Annotated in this window: 16 protein-coding genes; 13 read left to right on the plus strand and 3 right to left on the minus strand. The window is 71.6% G+C overall.

Annotated elements, in window-relative coordinates; all coding sequences use genetic code 11:
* Window positions 1-8 precede the first annotated feature (8 nt).
* The 3 genes from ACIOEW_RS20605 to ACIOEW_RS20615 all read left to right on the plus strand — a co-directional run bounded on the left by ACIOEW_RS20605 (window position 9) and on the right by ACIOEW_RS20615 (window position 1910).
* Entirely contained in the window at window positions 9-185 is a 177-nt protein-coding gene (locus ACIOEW_RS20605; protein ID WP_362551002.1) for a hypothetical protein, read from the plus strand.
* A 49-nt stretch (window positions 186-234) separates the two neighbouring features.
* Window positions 235-597: a DUF4190 domain-containing protein gene (locus ACIOEW_RS20610; protein ID WP_401965033.1), complete on the plus strand. Its 363-nt coding sequence runs from the start codon at window positions 235-237 to the stop codon at window positions 595-597.
* A gap of 143 nt (window positions 598-740) precedes the next feature.
* Entirely contained in the window at window positions 741-1910 is a 1170-nt protein-coding gene (locus tag ACIOEW_RS20615; protein ID WP_362550771.1) for a cysteine desulfurase family protein, read from the plus strand.
* 133 nt (window positions 1911-2043) lie between these two features.
* Here ACIOEW_RS20615 and ACIOEW_RS20620 read toward each other — a convergent pair whose 3' ends face one another.
* Window positions 2044-2721: an N-acetylmuramoyl-L-alanine amidase gene (locus tag ACIOEW_RS20620; RefSeq protein WP_362550768.1), complete on the minus strand. Its 678-nt coding sequence runs from the start codon at window positions 2719-2721 to the stop codon at window positions 2044-2046.
* A 61-nt stretch (window positions 2722-2782) separates the two neighbouring features.
* On the opposite strand from ACIOEW_RS20620, the gene mnmA reads away from it, so the two are divergent.
* Window positions 2783-3919: a tRNA 2-thiouridine(34) synthase MnmA gene (mnmA, locus tag ACIOEW_RS20625; protein WP_362550765.1), complete on the plus strand. Its 1137-nt coding sequence runs from the start codon at window positions 2783-2785 to the stop codon at window positions 3917-3919.
* A 201-nt stretch (window positions 3920-4120) separates the two neighbouring features.
* Here the strand turns inward: mnmA and ACIOEW_RS20630 are convergent, their stop codons facing one another.
* Window positions 4121-4921, minus strand: a complete 801-nt coding sequence (locus ACIOEW_RS20630; protein WP_401965035.1) for an alpha/beta fold hydrolase — start codon at window positions 4919-4921, stop codon at window positions 4121-4123.
* Window positions 4922-5027: 106 nt separating this feature from the next.
* The gene (locus tag ACIOEW_RS20635) at window positions 5028-5363 is read right to left on the minus strand and encodes a DUF427 domain-containing protein (protein WP_362550759.1); all 336 of its coding nucleotides are present in this window, start codon (window positions 5361-5363) and stop codon (window positions 5028-5030) included.
* A 124-nt stretch (window positions 5364-5487) separates the two neighbouring features.
* Here ACIOEW_RS20635 and ACIOEW_RS20640 point away from each other — a divergent pair, with 124 nt between their 5' ends.
* The 9 genes from ACIOEW_RS20640 (at window position 5488) to gatB (ending at window position 16346) form a co-directional block, all read left to right on the plus strand.
* The gene (locus ACIOEW_RS20640) at window positions 5488-6027 is read left to right on the plus strand and encodes a TIGR00730 family Rossman fold protein (protein WP_362550756.1); all 540 of its coding nucleotides are present in this window, start codon (window positions 5488-5490) and stop codon (window positions 6025-6027) included.
* A gap of 38 nt (window positions 6028-6065) precedes the next feature.
* A complete protein-coding gene (locus ACIOEW_RS20645; RefSeq protein ID WP_401965037.1) occupies window positions 6066-6755 on the plus strand; it encodes an SDR family oxidoreductase in 690 nt (229 codons plus the stop codon).
* Between the two features lie 121 nt (window positions 6756-6876).
* Complete coding sequence (locus ACIOEW_RS20650) at window positions 6877-7902, plus strand: methionine synthase (RefSeq protein WP_362550750.1); 1026 nt, start codon at window positions 6877-6879, stop codon at window positions 7900-7902.
* Window positions 7903-7932: 30 nt separating this feature from the next.
* Window positions 7933-10143 carry an NAD-dependent DNA ligase LigA gene (gene ligA / locus ACIOEW_RS20655; protein ID WP_401965039.1) on the plus strand — a complete coding sequence of 737 codons (2211 nt, stop codon included), beginning with the start codon at window positions 7933-7935 and terminating at the stop codon, window positions 10141-10143.
* A 257-nt stretch (window positions 10144-10400) separates the two neighbouring features.
* Window positions 10401-12572 (plus strand): putative bifunctional diguanylate cyclase/phosphodiesterase, encoded by a 2172-nt coding sequence (locus tag ACIOEW_RS20660; protein WP_401965041.1) that lies wholly within the window; start codon window positions 10401-10403, stop codon window positions 12570-12572.
* A gap of 207 nt (window positions 12573-12779) precedes the next feature.
* Entirely contained in the window at window positions 12780-13076 is a 297-nt protein-coding gene (gene gatC, locus ACIOEW_RS20665; RefSeq protein WP_003966094.1) for an Asp-tRNA(Asn)/Glu-tRNA(Gln) amidotransferase subunit GatC, read from the plus strand.
* Between the two features lie 5 nt (window positions 13077-13081).
* Window positions 13082-14584 (plus strand): Asp-tRNA(Asn)/Glu-tRNA(Gln) amidotransferase subunit GatA, encoded by a 1503-nt coding sequence (gene gatA / locus ACIOEW_RS20670; RefSeq protein WP_362550740.1) that lies wholly within the window; start codon window positions 13082-13084, stop codon window positions 14582-14584.
* Window positions 14581-14823: a hypothetical protein gene (locus ACIOEW_RS20675; RefSeq protein WP_148020961.1), complete on the plus strand. Its 243-nt coding sequence runs from the start codon at window positions 14581-14583 to the stop codon at window positions 14821-14823. The genes gatA and ACIOEW_RS20675 overlap by 4 nt, the downstream gene beginning before the upstream one ends.
* Window positions 14824-14837: 14 nt before the next feature.
* Window positions 14838-16346, plus strand: a complete 1509-nt coding sequence (gene gatB, locus ACIOEW_RS20680; RefSeq protein WP_401965043.1) for an Asp-tRNA(Asn)/Glu-tRNA(Gln) amidotransferase subunit GatB — start codon at window positions 14838-14840, stop codon at window positions 16344-16346.
* Window positions 16347-16399 lie beyond the last annotated feature (53 nt).

Below are 16399 nucleotides of genomic sequence, written 5' to 3' on the forward strand. Positions count from 1 at the left end.
TCTCAACCGTGGAAAGGCTGACCATGATCGTCCTCGTCGCCGCCCTGCTCCTGCTGGGGATCGTGCTGGGAGCGGTGGTCCAGATTCCGCTTCCGCTGTCCCTCACGCTCGGCGCCCTGATCGGCTGCTGGCTCCTGGTCTTCGCCGTACGCGAGCGGACGGGCGCCCGCCGCCGCTCCCGATGACCGCCCGGCCGTCCAGCGCACCGCATCCAGATCCGAAGGAGTCCGCACGATGACACTCACCGCTTTCACCCGCCGCTCCGAGGCCGCCGCCCGGCCCCCCGTCGGCGACACCTCCGCCCCGGCCGCTCCGCCGTCCCCGGCCGTCCCGCCGTCGGCCGTCCCGGTCAAGCGGCCCACCCGGGACGCGGACGGTCTCGCCGTCGCGTCCTTCGTCCTCGGTCTCGTCGGCCTCCTGGTGCTGAATCTGGTGCTCGGCCCGATGGCCATCGTCATGGCGATCGTCGCGCTGGCCCGCTCCACCACCCGTCGCGGCCGTGCCCTGCTCGGTCTCGCGCTCGGCGTCGCCGACCTGGTGATCCTCGCCTTCGTCGTCACCGGAAACGGCGTCGTCGCCTGGAGCTTCGGCGGCTGACGGAGCGCGGATCCTGACGCTCGCCCCCACCGGATCGGGCTCCGGACCGGGCGGGCCGGGCCACGCATTTCGCGGTGCGCGGGCACCGGGACACCATGCGCTCGCCGTACGCCCCGCCGCGGGCTCGTAGAATCGAGCCCACCATGGCTTACCTCGACCACGCCGCGACCACGCCGATGCTGCCGGAGGCGATCGCGGCGATGACCGCACAGCTCGCCGTCACCGGCAACGCGTCCTCACTCCACGCCGCCGGGCGCCGGGCCCGCCGTACCGTCGAGGAGTCCAGAGAGACCCTCGCCGACGCCCTCGGCGCCCGCCCCAGCGAGGTGGTCCTCACCTCCGGCGGTACCGAGTCGGACAACCTCGCGGTGAAGGGCCTGTACTGGGCCCGCCGCGACGCCGACCCCCGCCGTACCCGGATCCTGGCCAGCCCCGTCGAGCACCACGCGGTGCTGGACGCCGTCGACTGGCTCGCCGAGCACGAGGGCGCGACCGTCGAGTACCTCCCCGTCGACCGCTACGGCCGCGTCCACGCCGACGTGCTGCGCGAGGCGCTGGTCCGTAACCCCGACGACGTCGCGATGATCACCGTGATGTGGGCGAACAACGAGATCGGCACCGTCATGCCGGTCCGTGAACTGGCCGAGGTCGCCCGCGAGTTCGACGTCCCCATGCACGCCGACGCGGTGCAGGCCTTCGGGCAGCTCGAAGTCGACTTCGCCCGCTCCGGGCTCGCCGCGATGACCGTGAGCGCGCACAAGATCGGCGGGCCGTTCGGAGTCGGCGCGCTGCTGCTCGGCCGCGAGTACACCCCCGTACCCGTGCTGCACGGCGGAGGGCAGGAGCGCCGTGTGCGCTCCGGGACCCTGGACGTGCCCGGCGTCGCCGCGTTCGCCGTCGCGGGACGGCTCGCGGCCGACGGGCGCGAGGATTTCGCCCGGGAGATCGGCGGGCTCCGCGACGAGCTGGCCGCGGCCGTCCTGGCACAGGTCCCGGACGCCGTCCTCGGCGGCGACCCGGCCCCCGGCGGCCGGCTGCCGGCCAACGCGCACTTCACCTTCCCCGGCTGCGAGGGCGACTCGCTCCTGCTGCTGCTGGACGCCCAGGGCATCGAATGCTCCACCGGCTCCGCCTGCACGGCCGGGATCGCCCAGCCCAGCCACGTCCTGCTGGCCACCGGCACCGATCCGGACCTGGCCCGCGGCACCCTGCGCTTCTCGCTGGGCCACACCTCCACCAAGCAGGACGTCGAGGACGTGGCGCGTGCGATCGGCCCGGCGGTGAAGCGGGCGAGGACGGCGGGGCTCAGCTGACGGCCACGGCCGGGACGGCGGGGCTCAGTCGACGGGCCCGGCCGGGACGGCGGGGTCCAGTTGACGGCCCCGCCGTCCCTGCCGGTTCCGGCTTCGTTCCGGCCCTGTTCTGGCCTCGGCTCCGGCCTCGGCCTCAGACTTTCGCCGCCCGGACCAGCTTCATGTAGCGGTCCCAGTCCCAGCCCTTTCCCGGGTCCGTGTGGTCGGCCCCCGGCACCTCCACGTGCCCGATGATGTGCTCGCGGTCCACCGGTATGTCGTACCTCGCGCATATCGCCGCGGTGAGCCGGGCGGACGCCCCGTACATCGCGGCTGTGAAGCCCTGCGGGCGTTCCACGAAGCCCTCGTGCTCGATGCCCACGCTGCGTTCGTTGTAGGAGCGGTTGCCCGCGTGGAACGCCACGTCCAGCTCGCGGATCATCTGCGTCACATGACCGTCCTTGCGCACCACGTAGTGCGCAGCGGCCTTGTGCCCCGGGTCCTGGAAGACCCGGACCGCGCTGCTGAAGCTGCCCTGTGTGACATGGATGACCACGCGGTCGATGTCGTAGTCGTCGGGGCGGTCCGCCCGCCGCCAGTTCGCCTCGGAGGCCGCCGTCCACGTGGCCCGTGCGAAATCCACCTCACCCGGCTTGCGCGGCTTCTCCACCCCGGGCAGCCGCCACCAGGCCCGCTTCAGCTGTTCCCGCGCCAGCGCCGCCGTACCCGCTGCGGTGACGACGCCGCCGATCAGCACCGCGCGCCGGCTGATCCCGCTGCCGGTCCCCGATCCTGCGGGGCCCTTGGCGCCCGCCGTCCCCTTGCTCCCCATGTGACCGACAACGCTTATCCGCGAGCATTCGGTTCCCGTCGACCCGTACCCTGGTGGAGCTATGACTCAGACTTCCCAGCGCCCCCTCCGTGTGCTCGCCGCCATGTCGGGCGGTGTCGACTCCGCTGTCGCGGCCGCCCGCGCCGCCGAGGCGGGCCACGACGTGACCGGTGTGCACCTCGCCCTCTCCGCGAATCCGCAGTCCTTCCGGACCGGCGCCCGGGGCTGTTGCACCATCGAGGACTCCCGCGACGCCCGCCGTGCCGCGGACGTCATCGGCATCCCCTTCTACGTCTGGGACCTCGCGGAACGCTTCCGCGAGGACGTCGTGGAGGACTTCGTCGCCGAGTACGAGGCGGGGCGCACCCCCAACCCGTGCCTGCGCTGCAACGAGAAGATCAAGTTCGCGGCCCTGCTCGACAAGGCCCTGGCGCTCGGCTTCGACGCGGTCTGCACCGGCCACTACGCCACCGTGGTCCTCGGCGAGGACGGCAGCCGTGAGCTGCACCGCGCCTCCGACATGGCCAAGGACCAGAGCTACGTCCTCGGCGTCCTGGACGAGCGCCAGCTGGCCCACGCGATGTTCCCGCTCGGCGACACCCTCACCACCAAGGACGAGATCCGCGCCGAGGCCGAGCGCCGGGGCCTCGCGGTGGCCAAGAAGCCCGACAGCCACGACATCTGCTTCATCGCCGACGGCGACACCCAGGGCTTCCTGGCGGACCGCCTCGGCGGCACGGCGGAGGGCGACATCCTGGACGAGTCCGGTACGAAGCTGGGCACCCACGAGGGCGCCTTCGGCTTCACCATCGGCCAGCGCAAGGGCCTGCGCATCGGCCACCCGGCCGCCGACGGCAAGCCGCGCTATGTCCTGGACATCTCCCCGGTGAACAACACGGTGACCGTCGGCCCCGTCGAGGCCCTCGACGTGACGGCCCTCACCGCGATCAGGCCCCGCTGGTGCGGCACACCGCCGTCCGGCCCCGGCACGTACACCGCCCAGCTCCGCGCCCACGGCGGCGAGACCGAGGTGAGCGCCGAGCTGCGCGACGGCACGCTCCACGTCACCTTCACCGAACCGGTACGGGGCGTGGCCCCCGGCCAGGCGGTCGTGCTGTACGACGGGACGCGGGTGCTCGGGTCGGCGACGATCGCGACGACGGTGCGCAGAGAGACGGCGGCGGCCACTTCGGACTGACCGACGCGGCCGGTACTGACCGATGAGGCCGGTAGCGCCCGCGGCCCTGGGTGCCGTCAAGGACTGCACCTGTGGACCGGCCGTAGGTGCCCCGCGCGGGAACGCCCGACCCCTGTACGGGCGCAGCCGCGCGGGGTGCTCTGGCCCCCCGGGCCCGCCCGCGTGCGCTCAGGACGCCTGACCGCCGTGCACGCCCTGGGTTCAGGACGCCTGGCGTACGCGGGCGTCCCGAGCGAAGAAGTCCGCCAGCACCGGAGCGATCGCCTGTGGTGCCAGCTCCCGGGCCTGTCCCGTCAGCGTGCGGTGACGGCCCCGGGGGAGGGCGTCCGCCAGCAGGCGGGTCGACGCCCTGGCGGTGGCCGGGCTGAAGCCGCCGCAGACCACCAGGGTCCGCGCCGTCACCGACGCGAACCGCTCCACGGGAACCGCGCCGGTGCCCAGCACCGCGTCGTCGTACGCCAGGGTGTGTGCCACGGATTCCAGGGTCCGCCACAGCGGCGCCCTCCGCATCCTGGCGACCATGTCGGCCGCGACCCCCGTCACGGACAGGAACAGTTCCACCGCCCCGCCCCGGTCCCCGGCGGAGAGCAGCCGGTGCAGCCGGGCCGTGCAGCCGGCCTTGAACAGCAACCCCGGTGCGCCCGGGGTGTACGGCGGCTCGTACACCGCGAGCCGGGCGGCCGGGACCCCGGCGGCCTGCGCCTCCAGGGCCAGCGCACCGCCGGCTCCGACACCGAACACGGAGGGCCGGCCGCCGACCGCCTGTGTGAGAGCGGCCAGGTCCTCGATCTCGCGCTCCACCGCATACGGCGAACCGTCCCCGCTGGCCCCCCGGCCGCGCCGGTCGTACGTGACGACCTCGAAGTGCGGCGCGAGGAGGCGGGCCAGCGGAGCCTCGGTCGCCGCGGTGCCCAGCGCGCCGTTCACCAGAATCAGCGGCGGTCCTTCGCCCCGGCGCCGGTACGCGATCAGGGTGCCGTCGCGGGAGAGAGTCTTGTCCATGTGGAGGTGGACTGCGGCGCTTCGCAAAACTCATCGTTTTCCGCGAAGACTTTTTGAAGTCCCTCTTCTCCGCAGCTCAGAAGGGGTGTTGACGGTGTGCCGGCTGTCAGGCCGCCGACGTCTCGGTGTCGTAGAAGCAGAAGTGGTCCTTGATCGCGGCCACTTCGTCCTTCGGCTCCGGGTACGCCCAGACGAGGTCGGCCGCCTCCGGGCGGGACCAGTAGGAGGCATCTCCCTTGAACGGGCAGTGGGTTCGGGTGTCCGATGCCGTGAGCAGCTCGGTGCGCACGTCCTCGGGCGGCAGGTAGTAGCGGACCGGACAGCCCGTCTCGCGCAGCACGAGCGGGCGCCGGCTCTCGGCGAGCAGCACGCCGTCACGGACCACGCGCACGTGCTCGGTGGAGGGTTCGACGGTGATGAGGTGTCCTCGGGTGGCAGTCATGTATTCCTCAGCCGCGCGGCCCCCGGGTTTCTTCCCCAGGATTCCGCCCTGTCGGTTCCGGGCTCAGGCGGACCGGCACATGGGGGCGGCGTCGCATGCGCCGCTCTGCCTTACCGTGGCAGCCATGAAGATCTGCGTTTTCCTCTCCGCCGCCGACCTCGACGACCGCTACACCGTGCCCGCACGCGAATTCGCCGAACTGATCGGCCGCGGCGGGCACACCCTGGTCTGGGGCGGTTCGGAGAGCGGGCTGATGAAGGTCGTCGCCGACGGCGTGCAGGAAGCGGGCGGGAAGCTGGTCGGGGTGTCGGTGGACTTCCTGGCCGCGAAGGCGCGGACCAACGCGGACGAGATGGTGATCGCGGGCGACCTCGCCGAGCGCAAGGCACTGCTCCTGGAGAAGTCCGACGCGATCGTGATCATGGTGGGTGGCACCGGCACGCTCGACGAGGCCACCGAGATCCTGGAGCTCAAGAAGCACGGCAAGCACACCAAGCCGGTCGTGCTGCTCAACACGGCGGGGTTCTACGACGGTCTGCGCCAGCAGTTCCAGCGCATGGAGGAGGAGGGCTTCCTCCCGCTCCCGCTGACTGACCTGGTGTTCTTCGCGAAGGACGGGGTCGGCGCCCTGGCCTACCTGGAGGAGTCCTCCGGCCTGCAGTGACGTGCGGGTGGCGAGGCGGCGGGTGCGACGATGGGGGCATGTCCACTCACCTCATCACCGGTGCCGGTTCCGGCATCGGCGCAGCCGTCGCCCGTCGTCTCACGGAGCGAGGGGACGAGCTCGTCCTCCTGGCCCGTGACGCGGGCCGCGCCAAGGAGCTGGCCGCGCTCCACCCCGGCGCCCGCACGATCGTCGGCGACCTGTCCAACCCGGACCGGCTCTCCTGGGCCTTCGGCCAGCAGCCGATGCCGGAGCGGCTGGACTCGCTGCTGCACATCGCGGGCGTCGTGGAGCTCGGCCGCGTCGGCGAACTCACCCCCAAGGCCTGGCACTTCCAGCTCAACGCCAACCTCGTCGCCCCGGCCGAGCTCACCCGCCTCTTCCTCCCGCAGCTGCGCGTCGCCCAGGGCCACGTCCTCTTCGTCAACTCCGGTGCCGGGCTTGCCGCCCACGCCGAATGGGGTGCCTACGCCGCCAGCAAGCACGGCCTGAAGGCGCTCGCCGACTCGCTGCGCCACGAGGAGCACGAGAACGGGGTCCGGGTGACGTCCGTGTACCCGGGCCGTACCGCCAGCCCCATGCAGGCCAAGGTCCACCAGCAGGAGGGCAAGGAGTACGACGCCTCGCACTGGATCGACCCGGAGTCCGTCGCCACCACGATCCTGATGGCGCTCGACCTGCCCCGCGACGCCGAGGTCAACGACCTCACGGTGCGCCCCGGCCGCTGACGGCCCGGGCGGCGGAACGGTGCGCCCCGGCCGTGCTGACGGCCCGGGCGGGATCGGCCGCCCTCCCTCAGTGCGTCCGGCCGCTGACGGTTCGGGCGCCGGACCGCCGTAGGCTTCCCGCGTGAGCGAGAAGAGCAAGTTCAGCGGGTGCCCGGCCACCGGAATCGGTTCGATGCCCGGAGGGGACGCCCGGGAGGCGGCGAAGACCGTCACCGGCTCCTTCGGGGACGGCCAGGGCGTGCCGTATCTGGCGGAACTGCCCGCGCGCGGTCCCGGCGCGGACATGATCGGGCGGACCATCGGGCTGCTCGTCGAGATGTACGGACACGTCGAGCCGAGCGGCTGGCGCCTCGGCGACCGGCCGGGACGCGACACCCGCCGGGCCCGGTCCTGGCTCGGCGAGGACCTCGACGCACTGGAGGAGTTCACCCAGGGATACGAGGGCCCGCTCAAGGTGCAGGCCGTCGGTCCGTGGACGCTGGCAGCCGCGCTGGAGCGCCGGAGCGGCGAGGCCGTCCTCGGCGACCCCGGCGCCTGCCGCGACCTTGCCGGCTCGCTCGCGGAGGGCCTGCGCAACCACCTCGCCGAGGTGCGGCGCCGGATGCCCGGTGCGCGCGTGATCCTCCAGCTCGACGAACCGTCGCTGACCGGGGTCCTGCTCGGGCGGATCAGGACGGCGAGCGGCTACCGCACCTACCGGGCCGTGGACCGCCAGATCGTGGAGGACACGCTGCGCGAGGTGCTGGGTGTGGCCGGCGAGGCCGCCACGCTCGTGCACACCTGTGCCCCCGACGTGCCGTTCGCCCTGCTGCGCCGGGCCGGGACCGACGGGATCTCGTTCGATTTCTCCCTGCTCACCGAGCGTGAGGAGGAGGCGATCGGGGAAGCGGTCGAGGGCGGTACCCAGCTGTTCCTCGGAGTGGTGCCGGGCACCGACCCGGCCTCGGGCGGATTGTCGGACCCGGGCGGTAGCGTCATGGGTGTCAGGACGCTGTGGCGCAGGCTGGGGCTGAATCCGGGGACTCTGACCGAGTCCGTGGCGATCACTCCCTCGTGCGGTCTCGCGGGTGCCTCGCCCGCGTACGCCCGTGCCGCGCTCGCCCACTGCGCCCGGGCCGCGAAATCGCTCGCAGACAACCCTGAGTAGCGGGGTACTGGGTAACGGGAGGACGGGACGATGGCCGGCGAACAGCAGACGTCACTGCCAGGAGAACAGGAGACGGCGGTGCCGGCGGAGGCACGGGAGCGGCACGCGCTCCTCGCCGAGCAGATCGAGGAACACCGCTTCCGCTATTACGTGAACGACCAGCCGGTCGTCAGCGACGCGGAGTTCGACCGGCTGATGCGTGAGCTGGAGGCACTGGAGGACGAGTACCCGCAGCTGCGCACGCCCGACTCACCGACCCAGAAGGTCGCGGGGCCGTACCGGACGGAATTCACCTCCGTCGCGCACCGCGAGCGGATGCTGTCCCTGGACAACGCCTTCGACGACGAGGAGCTGGCCGCCTGGGGCGAGCGAGTCGCCCGGGACGTGGGCGCCACCGGCTACCACTTCCTCTGCGAGCTCAAGATCGACGGCCTCGCGGTCAACCTCACGTACGAGAACGGCCTGCTGACCCGTGCCGCGACCCGCGGCGACGGCCGCACCGGCGAGGACATCACGCCCAACGTCCGTACGATCGCGGAGATCCCGCACCGGCTGAAGGGCGACCGGATCCCGGAGCTGGTCGAGATCCGCGGCGAGGTCTTCTTCCCGATGGAGGGGTTCGAGGAGCTGAACGCCCGGCTGGTGGAGGCCGACGACAAACCCTTCGCCAACCCGCGGAACGCGGCGGCCGGTTCGCTGCGCCAGAAGGACCCCAAGGTCACCGCCACCCGGCCGCTGCACATGGTGGTCCACGGCATCGGCGCCCGCGAGGGCTTCGACATCGACTGTCTCTCGCACGCCTACGAGCTGCTCCACGAGTGGGGTCTGCCCACCGCCAAGTACAACAAGGTGGTGGACTCCCTCGCCGGAGTACGGGAGTTCATCGCCTACTTCGGCGAGCACCGGCACTCCGTGGAGCACGAGATCGACGGCGTCGTCGTCAAGCTCGACGAAATCCCGCTGCAGGGCAGGCTCGGCTCCACCTCCCGCGCACCGCGCTGGGCGATCGCCTGGAAGTACGCGCCGGAGGAGGTCAACACCAAGCTCGTCAACATCCGGGTCGGCGTCGGCCGCACCGGACGTGTCACCCCGTACGCCCAGGTCGAACCGGTCGAGGTGGCGGGCTCCGAGGTCGAGTTCGCGACCCTGCACAACCAGAACGTGGTCCGTGCGAAGGGCGTCCTGATCGGCGACACCGTCGTGCTCCGCAAGGCCGGCGACGTGATCCCGGAGATCCTCGGCCCGGTCGTCGACCTTCGCGACGGCACCGAGCGGGCCTTCGTCATGCCGACCCACTGCCCCGAGTGCGGGACGGAGCTGCGGCCGATGAAGGAGGCCGACATCGACGTCCGCTGTCCCAACGCCCGCTCCTGCCCGGCGCAGCTGCGGGAGCGGGTCGCCTATCTGGCGGGGCGCAAGTGCCTGGACATCGACCACTTCGGATACGTCGCCGCCGCAGCCCTGACCCGGCCGCTGGAGCCCGCCGATCCGCCGCTCCGGGACGAGGGCGATCTCTTCGGGCTGACCGTCGAGCAGCTGCTGCCCATTCGCGCCTACGTCCTCGACATGGACAGCGGACTGCCCAAGAGGGACCCGAAGACGGGTGAGGAGAAGACCGCCCTGGTCTTCGCCAACCAGCAGGGCGAACCGAAGAAGAACGCCCTCGCCATGCTGGACGCCATCGCCGAGGCGAAGGAGGCCCCGCTGGCCCGGATCCTCACGGGGCTCTCCATCCGCCACGTCGGGCCGGTCGCCGCCCAGGAGCTGGCCCGCCAGTTCCGGTCCATCGACCGGATCGACGAGGCCACCGAGCAGGAGCTGTCCGACGCCGACGGGGTCGGGCCGATCATCGCCGCCTCGGTCAAGCAGTGGTTCGCCGAGGAGTGGCACCGCGAGATCCTGCGCAAGTGGCGGGAGGCCGGGGTCCGGATGGAGGACGAGGGCGCCGGCGAGGAGGAGGGGCCGAGGCCGCTCGAAGGGCTCACCGTCGTCGTGACCGGAACCCTGACGGGGCACACCAGGGACGGTGCGAAGGAGGCCCTCCAGAGCCGTGGGGCGAAGGTCACCGGTTCGGTCTCGAAGAAGACGTCCTTCGTGGTGGTCGGAGACAACCCCGGATCGAAGTACGACAAGGCGATGCAGCTGAAGGTGCCCGTGCTGGACGAGGACGGCTTCGCGGTGCTGCTCGAACAGGGGCCGGACGCGGCGCGCGAGGCCGCGGTACCGGCCGAGGAGCAGTAGGGGAGCGGACACGGGCGTGCCGGAGGGTGAGGAGGAGGTGACGCACCGTCGGATTCACCCGATCGGCGCATAGCAGATGCTGACGGACGGTCGGTTCGCATTCGGGCAAGAGCTGTAGACCGCTGCCCCTGGACGCCTTCGGCGGCCTACTGTTGGGAGATGCGCCTGCGGAACCCGGCCACCGCGTGGACGGGGCGCGGTGACACGGAACGGAACCATCGCGTGACATCGGCACCGCCGGCTGTGAGAGGGACGGAATGAAACCGACCGAGAACGCCGCACTGGTGTCGCGGCTGCAAGGTTTCGTGGGCCTCATCCCCAAAGTGGGTGCCGTCGTCGTGGCCCTCGCCACGGTCCAGCTCGCGACCGGTTTCTACCGGACCGTGAGCGGCGGGCACGCCCTCTTCCCGGACGGGAAAGCCGGCTGGTCGCTCGCCGTCCTCACGGGGATAGTCGTCGGCCATCTGGTCGCGCTCGGCCGCGACCGCTGGTGGGGCGGAACCGGCTCCGGCGCCGCCCTCACCCTCGCTGTGCTGCTCCTCTACGGCTGGGTGCCCGCGGGCTTGGTCAGCCTGGTCGTGGTCGTGCTCGTCGGTGTGGCCCGGCGGCACCGCTGGTGGCAGGGGCTGCTGCACGGGGCGGTGGACATCCTGGGCGTGGGCGCGGCGGCGCTGGTCCTGGCCGCGTTCGGCGAGGTGCAGACCGTCGAATCGCCCTGGCGGCCACTCGACTGGGGCATCGATGCCGTCCCGGAGGTCCTGCTCGCGGCCTCCACGTATCTCCTCGTCACCCGGGTCCTGCTCTGGTACGCCCGGTCCCCGCAGGGCGGCGGACTGCCGACGGTCGCCCGCACCGCGCTGCTGCGTCAAGGTCTCGTCGCCGTCGCCCTCCTCGGCATCGCCCCGCTGATCTGCGTCGTCGCGACGACCATGCCCGTCCTGCTGCCCCTCTTCGCGGTCCCGCTGATCGCGCTCGACTCCACGCTCTGGATCGCCCGTGCCAGGGCCGAGGAGCAGCTGCGGGACCCGCTGACCGGGCTGCCGAACAGACAGTGGCTGCTGGAGCGGACCTGGACGGCGCTGGAGGAGGCCGAGAGCCTCGGCAGCCGGGTCGGCCTCGTCCTGATCGACCTCGACCGCTTCCGGGCGGTCAACGACACCCTCGGCCATCTCGCCGGGGACAGGCTGCTGCTGCAGATAGCGGACCGGCTGCGGCTCGCCCTGCCGCGCGGCGCGGAGGCGGCCAGGCTCGGCGGCGACGAGTTCGCCGTTCTGCTGCCGGCCGCGGACTCCGCCACCAGTGCCCAGCGCGTCGCCCGCCACCTGGTGGCCGAGCTCTCCTCACCACTGGACCTCGACGGACTCACGCTGGTGCTGGAGGCCAGCGCCGGCGTCGCCGTCTACCCCGACCACGCACTGGACGCGGAAGGGCTGCTCCGGCGTGCGGACGTGGCGATGTACCAGGCCAAGCGCGACCGGACGGGCGTGGAGGTGTACGAGTCGAAGCGCGACAGCAACACCCCGGACCGGCTCGGCCTCCTCGGTGATCTGCGGCGCGCGCTGGACGCCGGTGAGGTGGAGCTGCACTACCAGCCGAAGGTCCGGTTCGACGGTCAGGTGGCCGGCCTGGAGGCGCTGGTGCGCTGGGTGCATCCGGAGCGGGGGCGGGTCCCGCCGGACGAGTTCATCGCCATTGCCGAGTCGTCCGGGCTGATGCCGCACCTCACGGAGTACGTCCTGGAGACGGCACTGGCCCAGGTCGCCCGGTGGCGGGCGCAGGGACTGTTCGTCCCGGTCGCGGTCAACGTGTCCCCGCGTGATGTGCACACCCCCGGATTCGCGGGCAGCGTCGCGGCCCGGCTGGCCCGGCACGGTGTCCCGCCCGGCGCCCTGCAGCTGGAGATAACGGAACACGTGCTGCTGGAGGACCCGCAGCGGGCCGCGGACACCCTCGCGGGACTGACCGGACACGGCGTGAAGATGTCCCTGGACGACTTCGGTACGGGGTACTCCTCGCTGGTCCACCTGCGGCGGCTGCCGGTCAGCGAGCTCAAGATCGACCGGTCGTTCGTGGCCCGGCTCGCCATCGACCACGAGGACGCGGAGATCGTCCGCTGCACGATCGATCTGGCCCACTCGCTCGGTCTGGTGGTCGTCGCCGAGGGCGTCGAGGACGACGAGACGTGGGAGCGACTGCGGGACCTGGGCTGCGACGCGGTCCAGGGGTGGCTGGTAGCGGCCGCGATGCCGCCGCAGGAGACGACCGCGTGGCTGCGGGCGCGCGGCGAGCACGGATGGCGGCGGCCGGCGGATCTGGCGGCGGAGCTGGCGGCGGCCGCCGCGGCAGCGAGTGTGGCCGCCGCGGCGACGCCCGAGCTGGAACAGCGGCCGTCAGGGCGGGCGGTCGACTCGCGGCCCGCGACGACGTAGGGCGGGGCATCTGGGCGCGGGGCTGCCGTGAGGTGACCGGAGGCGCCGGGTGGCCGCTTTGCCCTCACGTGCCGGACGGGCTTGACGGGTGCCGGAGGCCGCTTTGTCCTCAAGCGCCGGGCGGGACTTCCATGGGTGGCCGTGGCCGGTGCGGGCGACCCCATAAGATTGGGCCAAAACCACACACCAACCCCTGAGGATCGCTGCATGCCTGGCATCACGCGCGAGGAGGTCGCCCACCTCGCCCGGCTGGCGCGTCTGGAGCTGAAGGGCGAAGAGCTCGATCACTTCGCCGGTCAGCTCGACGACATCATCGGCGCGGTCGCCCGCGTCTCCGAGGTCGCCGACCAAGACGTACCGCCGACCTCCCACCCGCTGCCGCTGACGAACGTCATGCGGGCGGACGAGGTCCGTCCGTCGCTCACCCCCGCGCAGGCGCTCTCCGGCGCCCCGGCCCAGGAGCAGCAGCGTTTCAAGGTGCCGCAGATCCTGGGGGAGGACTAAAAGTCATGACGGACATCAGCACCATCATCAAGCTCACCGCCGCCGAGATCGCCGCGAAGATCGCTTCGGGTGAGCTCACGGCCGTCGAGGTCACCGAGGCCCACCTGGCCCGGATCGAGGCCGTCGACGAGAAGGTCCACGCCTTCCTGCACATCGACCGCGAGGGCGCGCTCGCGCAGGCCCGCGCCGTCGACGCCAAGAAGGCGGCAGGCGAGAAGCTCGGCCCGCTGGCCGGCGTCCCGCTCGCGCTGAAGGACATCTTCACCACCGAGGACATGCCGACCACCGTCGGCTCGAAGATCCTCGAAGGCTGGGTCCCGCCGTACGACGCGACCGTCACCAAGCGGCTGAAGGCCGCCGACGTCGTGATCCTCGGCAAGACCAACATGGACGAGTTCGCCATGGGGTCCTCCACCGAGAACAGCGCCTACGGCCCCACCGGCAACCCGTGGGACCTCACCCGCATCCCGGGCGGCTCCGGCGGCGGTTCGTCGGCCGCTCTCGCGTCCTTCGAGGCCCCGCTCGCCATCGGTACGGACACGGGCGGCTCCATCCGTCAGCCCGCCGCCGTCACCGGCACCGTCGGCGTCAAGCCCACCTACGGCGGCGTCTCCCGCTACGGCATGGTGGCCTTCTCCTCCTCCCTCGACCAGGGCGGGCCCTGCGCCCGTACGGTCCTGGACGCGGCCCTGCTGCACGAGGCCATCGCCGGGCACGACCCGCTCGACTCGACCTCCATCGACGCCCCGGTCCCGCCGGTCGTCGAGGCCGCGCGCAACGGCTCCGTACAGGGCATGCGCGTCGGTGTCGTGAAGCAGTTCTCGGGCGAGGGCTACCAGGCCGGTGTCGTCCAGCGCTTCAACGAGTCGGTCGAGCTGCTGAAGTCGCTCGGTGCCACGATCGTCGAGCTGGACTGCCCGTCCTTCGACCTCGGCCTCTCGGCGTACTACCTGATTGCGCCGTCCGAGTGCTCCTCCAACCTCGCCCGCTTCGACGCCATGCGTTACGGCCTGCGGGTCGGCGACGACGGCACGAGGTCCGCCGAGGACGTCACCGCGCTCACCCGCGAGGCCGGCTTCGGCGACGAGGTCAAGCGCCGCATCATCCTCGGTACGTACGCGCTGAGCTCCGGCTACTACGACGCGTACTACGGCTCGGCGCAGAAGGTCCGCACGCTGATCACGCGGGACTTCGAGAAGGCCTTCGAGCAGGTCGACGTCATCGTCTCCCCGACGACGCCCACCACCGCCTTCCCGATCGGCGAGCGCGCCGACGACCCGATGGCGATGTACCTCGCGGACCTGTGCACCATTCCGACCAACCTGGCCGGCAACGCCGCCATGTCGCTGCCCTGCGGCCTGGCGCCGGAGGACGGCCTGCCGGTCGGGCTGCAGATCATCGCCCCCGCCATGAAGGACGACCGGCTGTACAAGGTCGGAGCCGCCGTCGAGGCCGCCTTCGTGGAAAGGTGGGGGCACCCGCTGCTTGAGGAGGCTCCGTCGCTATGAGTGCCATGGCTAAGAAGGCCAAGAACTTCAAGAAGTCCAAGACCGGCGCGTACGTGTCCATGGGCACCACCGCCTTCGGCGCGCTCAGCGTGTTCAAGCAGGTGAAGATGGCCCGCCAGGACAACGACACACTGCGGCTGATCGACGCCGCCGTATCCGCCGCCGCGATCGTGACCGGACTCGCGATCCTTTACCGCGAGCTCAAGCGTCTCGGCGACGACGACGTCCTGCTGGGCTGAGAGGGAAAGTTTCAGTGACTGTCATTGACCTGGAGTCGTACGAGGACGCCCTCGCGACGTACGACCCCGTCATGGGCCTCGAAGTCCATGTCGAGCTCGGCACCAAGACCAAGATGTTCTGCGGCTGCTCCACCGAGCTCAAGCAGGATGCCAACTCGCAGACCTGTCCGGTCTGTCTCGGGCTGCCCGGCGCGCTGCCGGTCGTGAACGAGATCGGCGTCGAGTCCGCCATCAAGATCGGTCTCGCGCTGAACTGCGAGATCGCCGAGTGGTGCCGCTTCGCCCGGAAGAACTACTTTTATCCGGACATGCCGAAGAACTTCCAGACCTCTCAGTACGACGAGCCGATCGCCTTCGACGGCTATCTGGACGTCCAGCTGGAGGACGGGGAGATCTTCCGTGTGCAGATCGAGCGCGCCCACATGGAGGAGGACACCGGCAAGTCGACGCACGTCGGCGGTGCCACCGGCCGGATCCACGGCGCGTCCCACTCCCTGCTCGACTACAACCGCGCGGGCATCCCGCTCATCGAGATCGTCACCAAGCCGATCGAGGGAGCGGGCGCACGCGCCCCCGAGGTCGCCAAGGCGTACGTCGCCGAGCTCCGCGAGCTCATCAAGGCGCTCGGCGTCTCGGATGCCCGCATGGAGATGGGCCAGATGCGCTGCGACGTGAACCTGTCGCTGCGCCCGCACGGACGCGAGGCGTTCGGCACCCGCTCCGAGACGAAGAACGTGAACTCGCTGCGTTCCGTCGAGCGGGCCGCCCGCTTCGAGATCCAGCGCCACGCCGCGGTGCTGAACTCGGGCGGCACGATCGTGCAGGAGACCCGGCACTTCCACGAGGAGGACGGCTCCACCACGGCCGGCCGCATCAAGGACAACGCCGAGGACTACCGCTACTTCCCCGAGCCCGACCTGGTGCCGGTCGCCCCGGCCCGGGAGTGGGTCGAGGAGCTCCGCAAGGGGCTTCCCGAGCTGCCGCGGTTGCGCCGCGCCCGGCTCAAGGAGCAGTGGGGTGTCTCCGAGCACGACATGCAGTCCATCCTCAACGCGGGCGCGGTCGACCTGATCGTGGCCACGACCGAGGCGGGCGCCCCGTCGGACCAGGCCCGCAAGTGGTGGATGGGCGAGCTCGCCCGTAACGCCAACGAGACCGGCCGCGGTCTGGACGAGCTGGGTGTCACCCCCGCGCAGGTCGCCAGGGTCGCCGAGCTCGTCACCTCCGGCGATCTCAACGACAAGCTGGCCCGTCAGGTCCTGGAGGGTGTCCTCGCGGGCGAGGGCGACCCGGACACCGTCGTCGAGAAGCGCGGCCTGAAGGTCGTCTCCGACGAGGGCGCGCTGTCCACCGCCGTGGACGAGGCCATCGCCGGCAACGCCGCCATCGCGGACAAGATCCGCGGCGGCAAGGTGGCGGCCGCCGGTGCGCTCGTCGGCGCCGTCATGAAGGCCACCCGTGGCCAGGCGGACGCTGCCCGGGTGCGCGAGCTGATCCTGGAGAAGCTCGGCGTCGAGGGCTGAGGCCTTCCCGTACGTCCGCGAAGGGGCGGTGCATCCGGTTCTCCACCGGGCGC

The organism is Streptomyces sp. NPDC087901 (assembly GCF_044742205.1).
Lineage (GTDB): Bacteria > Actinomycetota > Actinomycetes > Streptomycetales > Streptomycetaceae > Streptomyces.

Excerpts from the sequence above, each read along its gene's own strand:
- ACIOEW_RS20675 (WP_148020961.1), top strand. The coding sequence starts at position 14,581 with ATGAGTGCCATGGCTAAGAAGGCCAAGAACTTCAAGAAGTCCAAGACC.
- ACIOEW_RS20610 (WP_401965033.1), top strand. The coding sequence starts at position 235 with ATGACACTCACCGCTTTCACCCGCCGCTCCGAGGCCGCCGCCCGGCCC.
- ACIOEW_RS20635 (WP_362550759.1), bottom strand. The coding sequence starts at position 5,363 with ATGACTGCCACCCGAGGACACCTCATCACCGTCGAACCCTCCACCGAG.
- ACIOEW_RS20660 (WP_401965041.1), top strand. The coding sequence starts at position 10,401 with ATGAAACCGACCGAGAACGCCGCACTGGTGTCGCGGCTGCAAGGTTTC.
- ACIOEW_RS20615 (WP_362550771.1), top strand. The coding sequence starts at position 741 with ATGGCTTACCTCGACCACGCCGCGACCACGCCGATGCTGCCGGAGGCG.
- ACIOEW_RS20640 (WP_362550756.1), top strand. The coding sequence starts at position 5,488 with ATGAAGATCTGCGTTTTCCTCTCCGCCGCCGACCTCGACGACCGCTAC.
- gatA (WP_362550740.1), top strand. The coding sequence starts at position 13,082 with ATGACGGACATCAGCACCATCATCAAGCTCACCGCCGCCGAGATCGCC.
- ACIOEW_RS20620 (WP_362550768.1), bottom strand. The coding sequence starts at position 2,721 with ATGGGGAGCAAGGGGACGGCGGGCGCCAAGGGCCCCGCAGGATCGGGG.
- gatC (WP_003966094.1), top strand. The coding sequence starts at position 12,780 with ATGCCTGGCATCACGCGCGAGGAGGTCGCCCACCTCGCCCGGCTGGCG.
- ligA (WP_401965039.1), top strand. The coding sequence starts at position 7,933 with ATGGCCGGCGAACAGCAGACGTCACTGCCAGGAGAACAGGAGACGGCG.
- mnmA (WP_362550765.1), top strand. The coding sequence starts at position 2,783 with ATGACTCAGACTTCCCAGCGCCCCCTCCGTGTGCTCGCCGCCATGTCG.
- ACIOEW_RS20630 (WP_401965035.1), bottom strand. The coding sequence starts at position 4,921 with ATGGACAAGACTCTCTCCCGCGACGGCACCCTGATCGCGTACCGGCGC.
- ACIOEW_RS20645 (WP_401965037.1), top strand. The coding sequence starts at position 6,066 with ATGTCCACTCACCTCATCACCGGTGCCGGTTCCGGCATCGGCGCAGCC.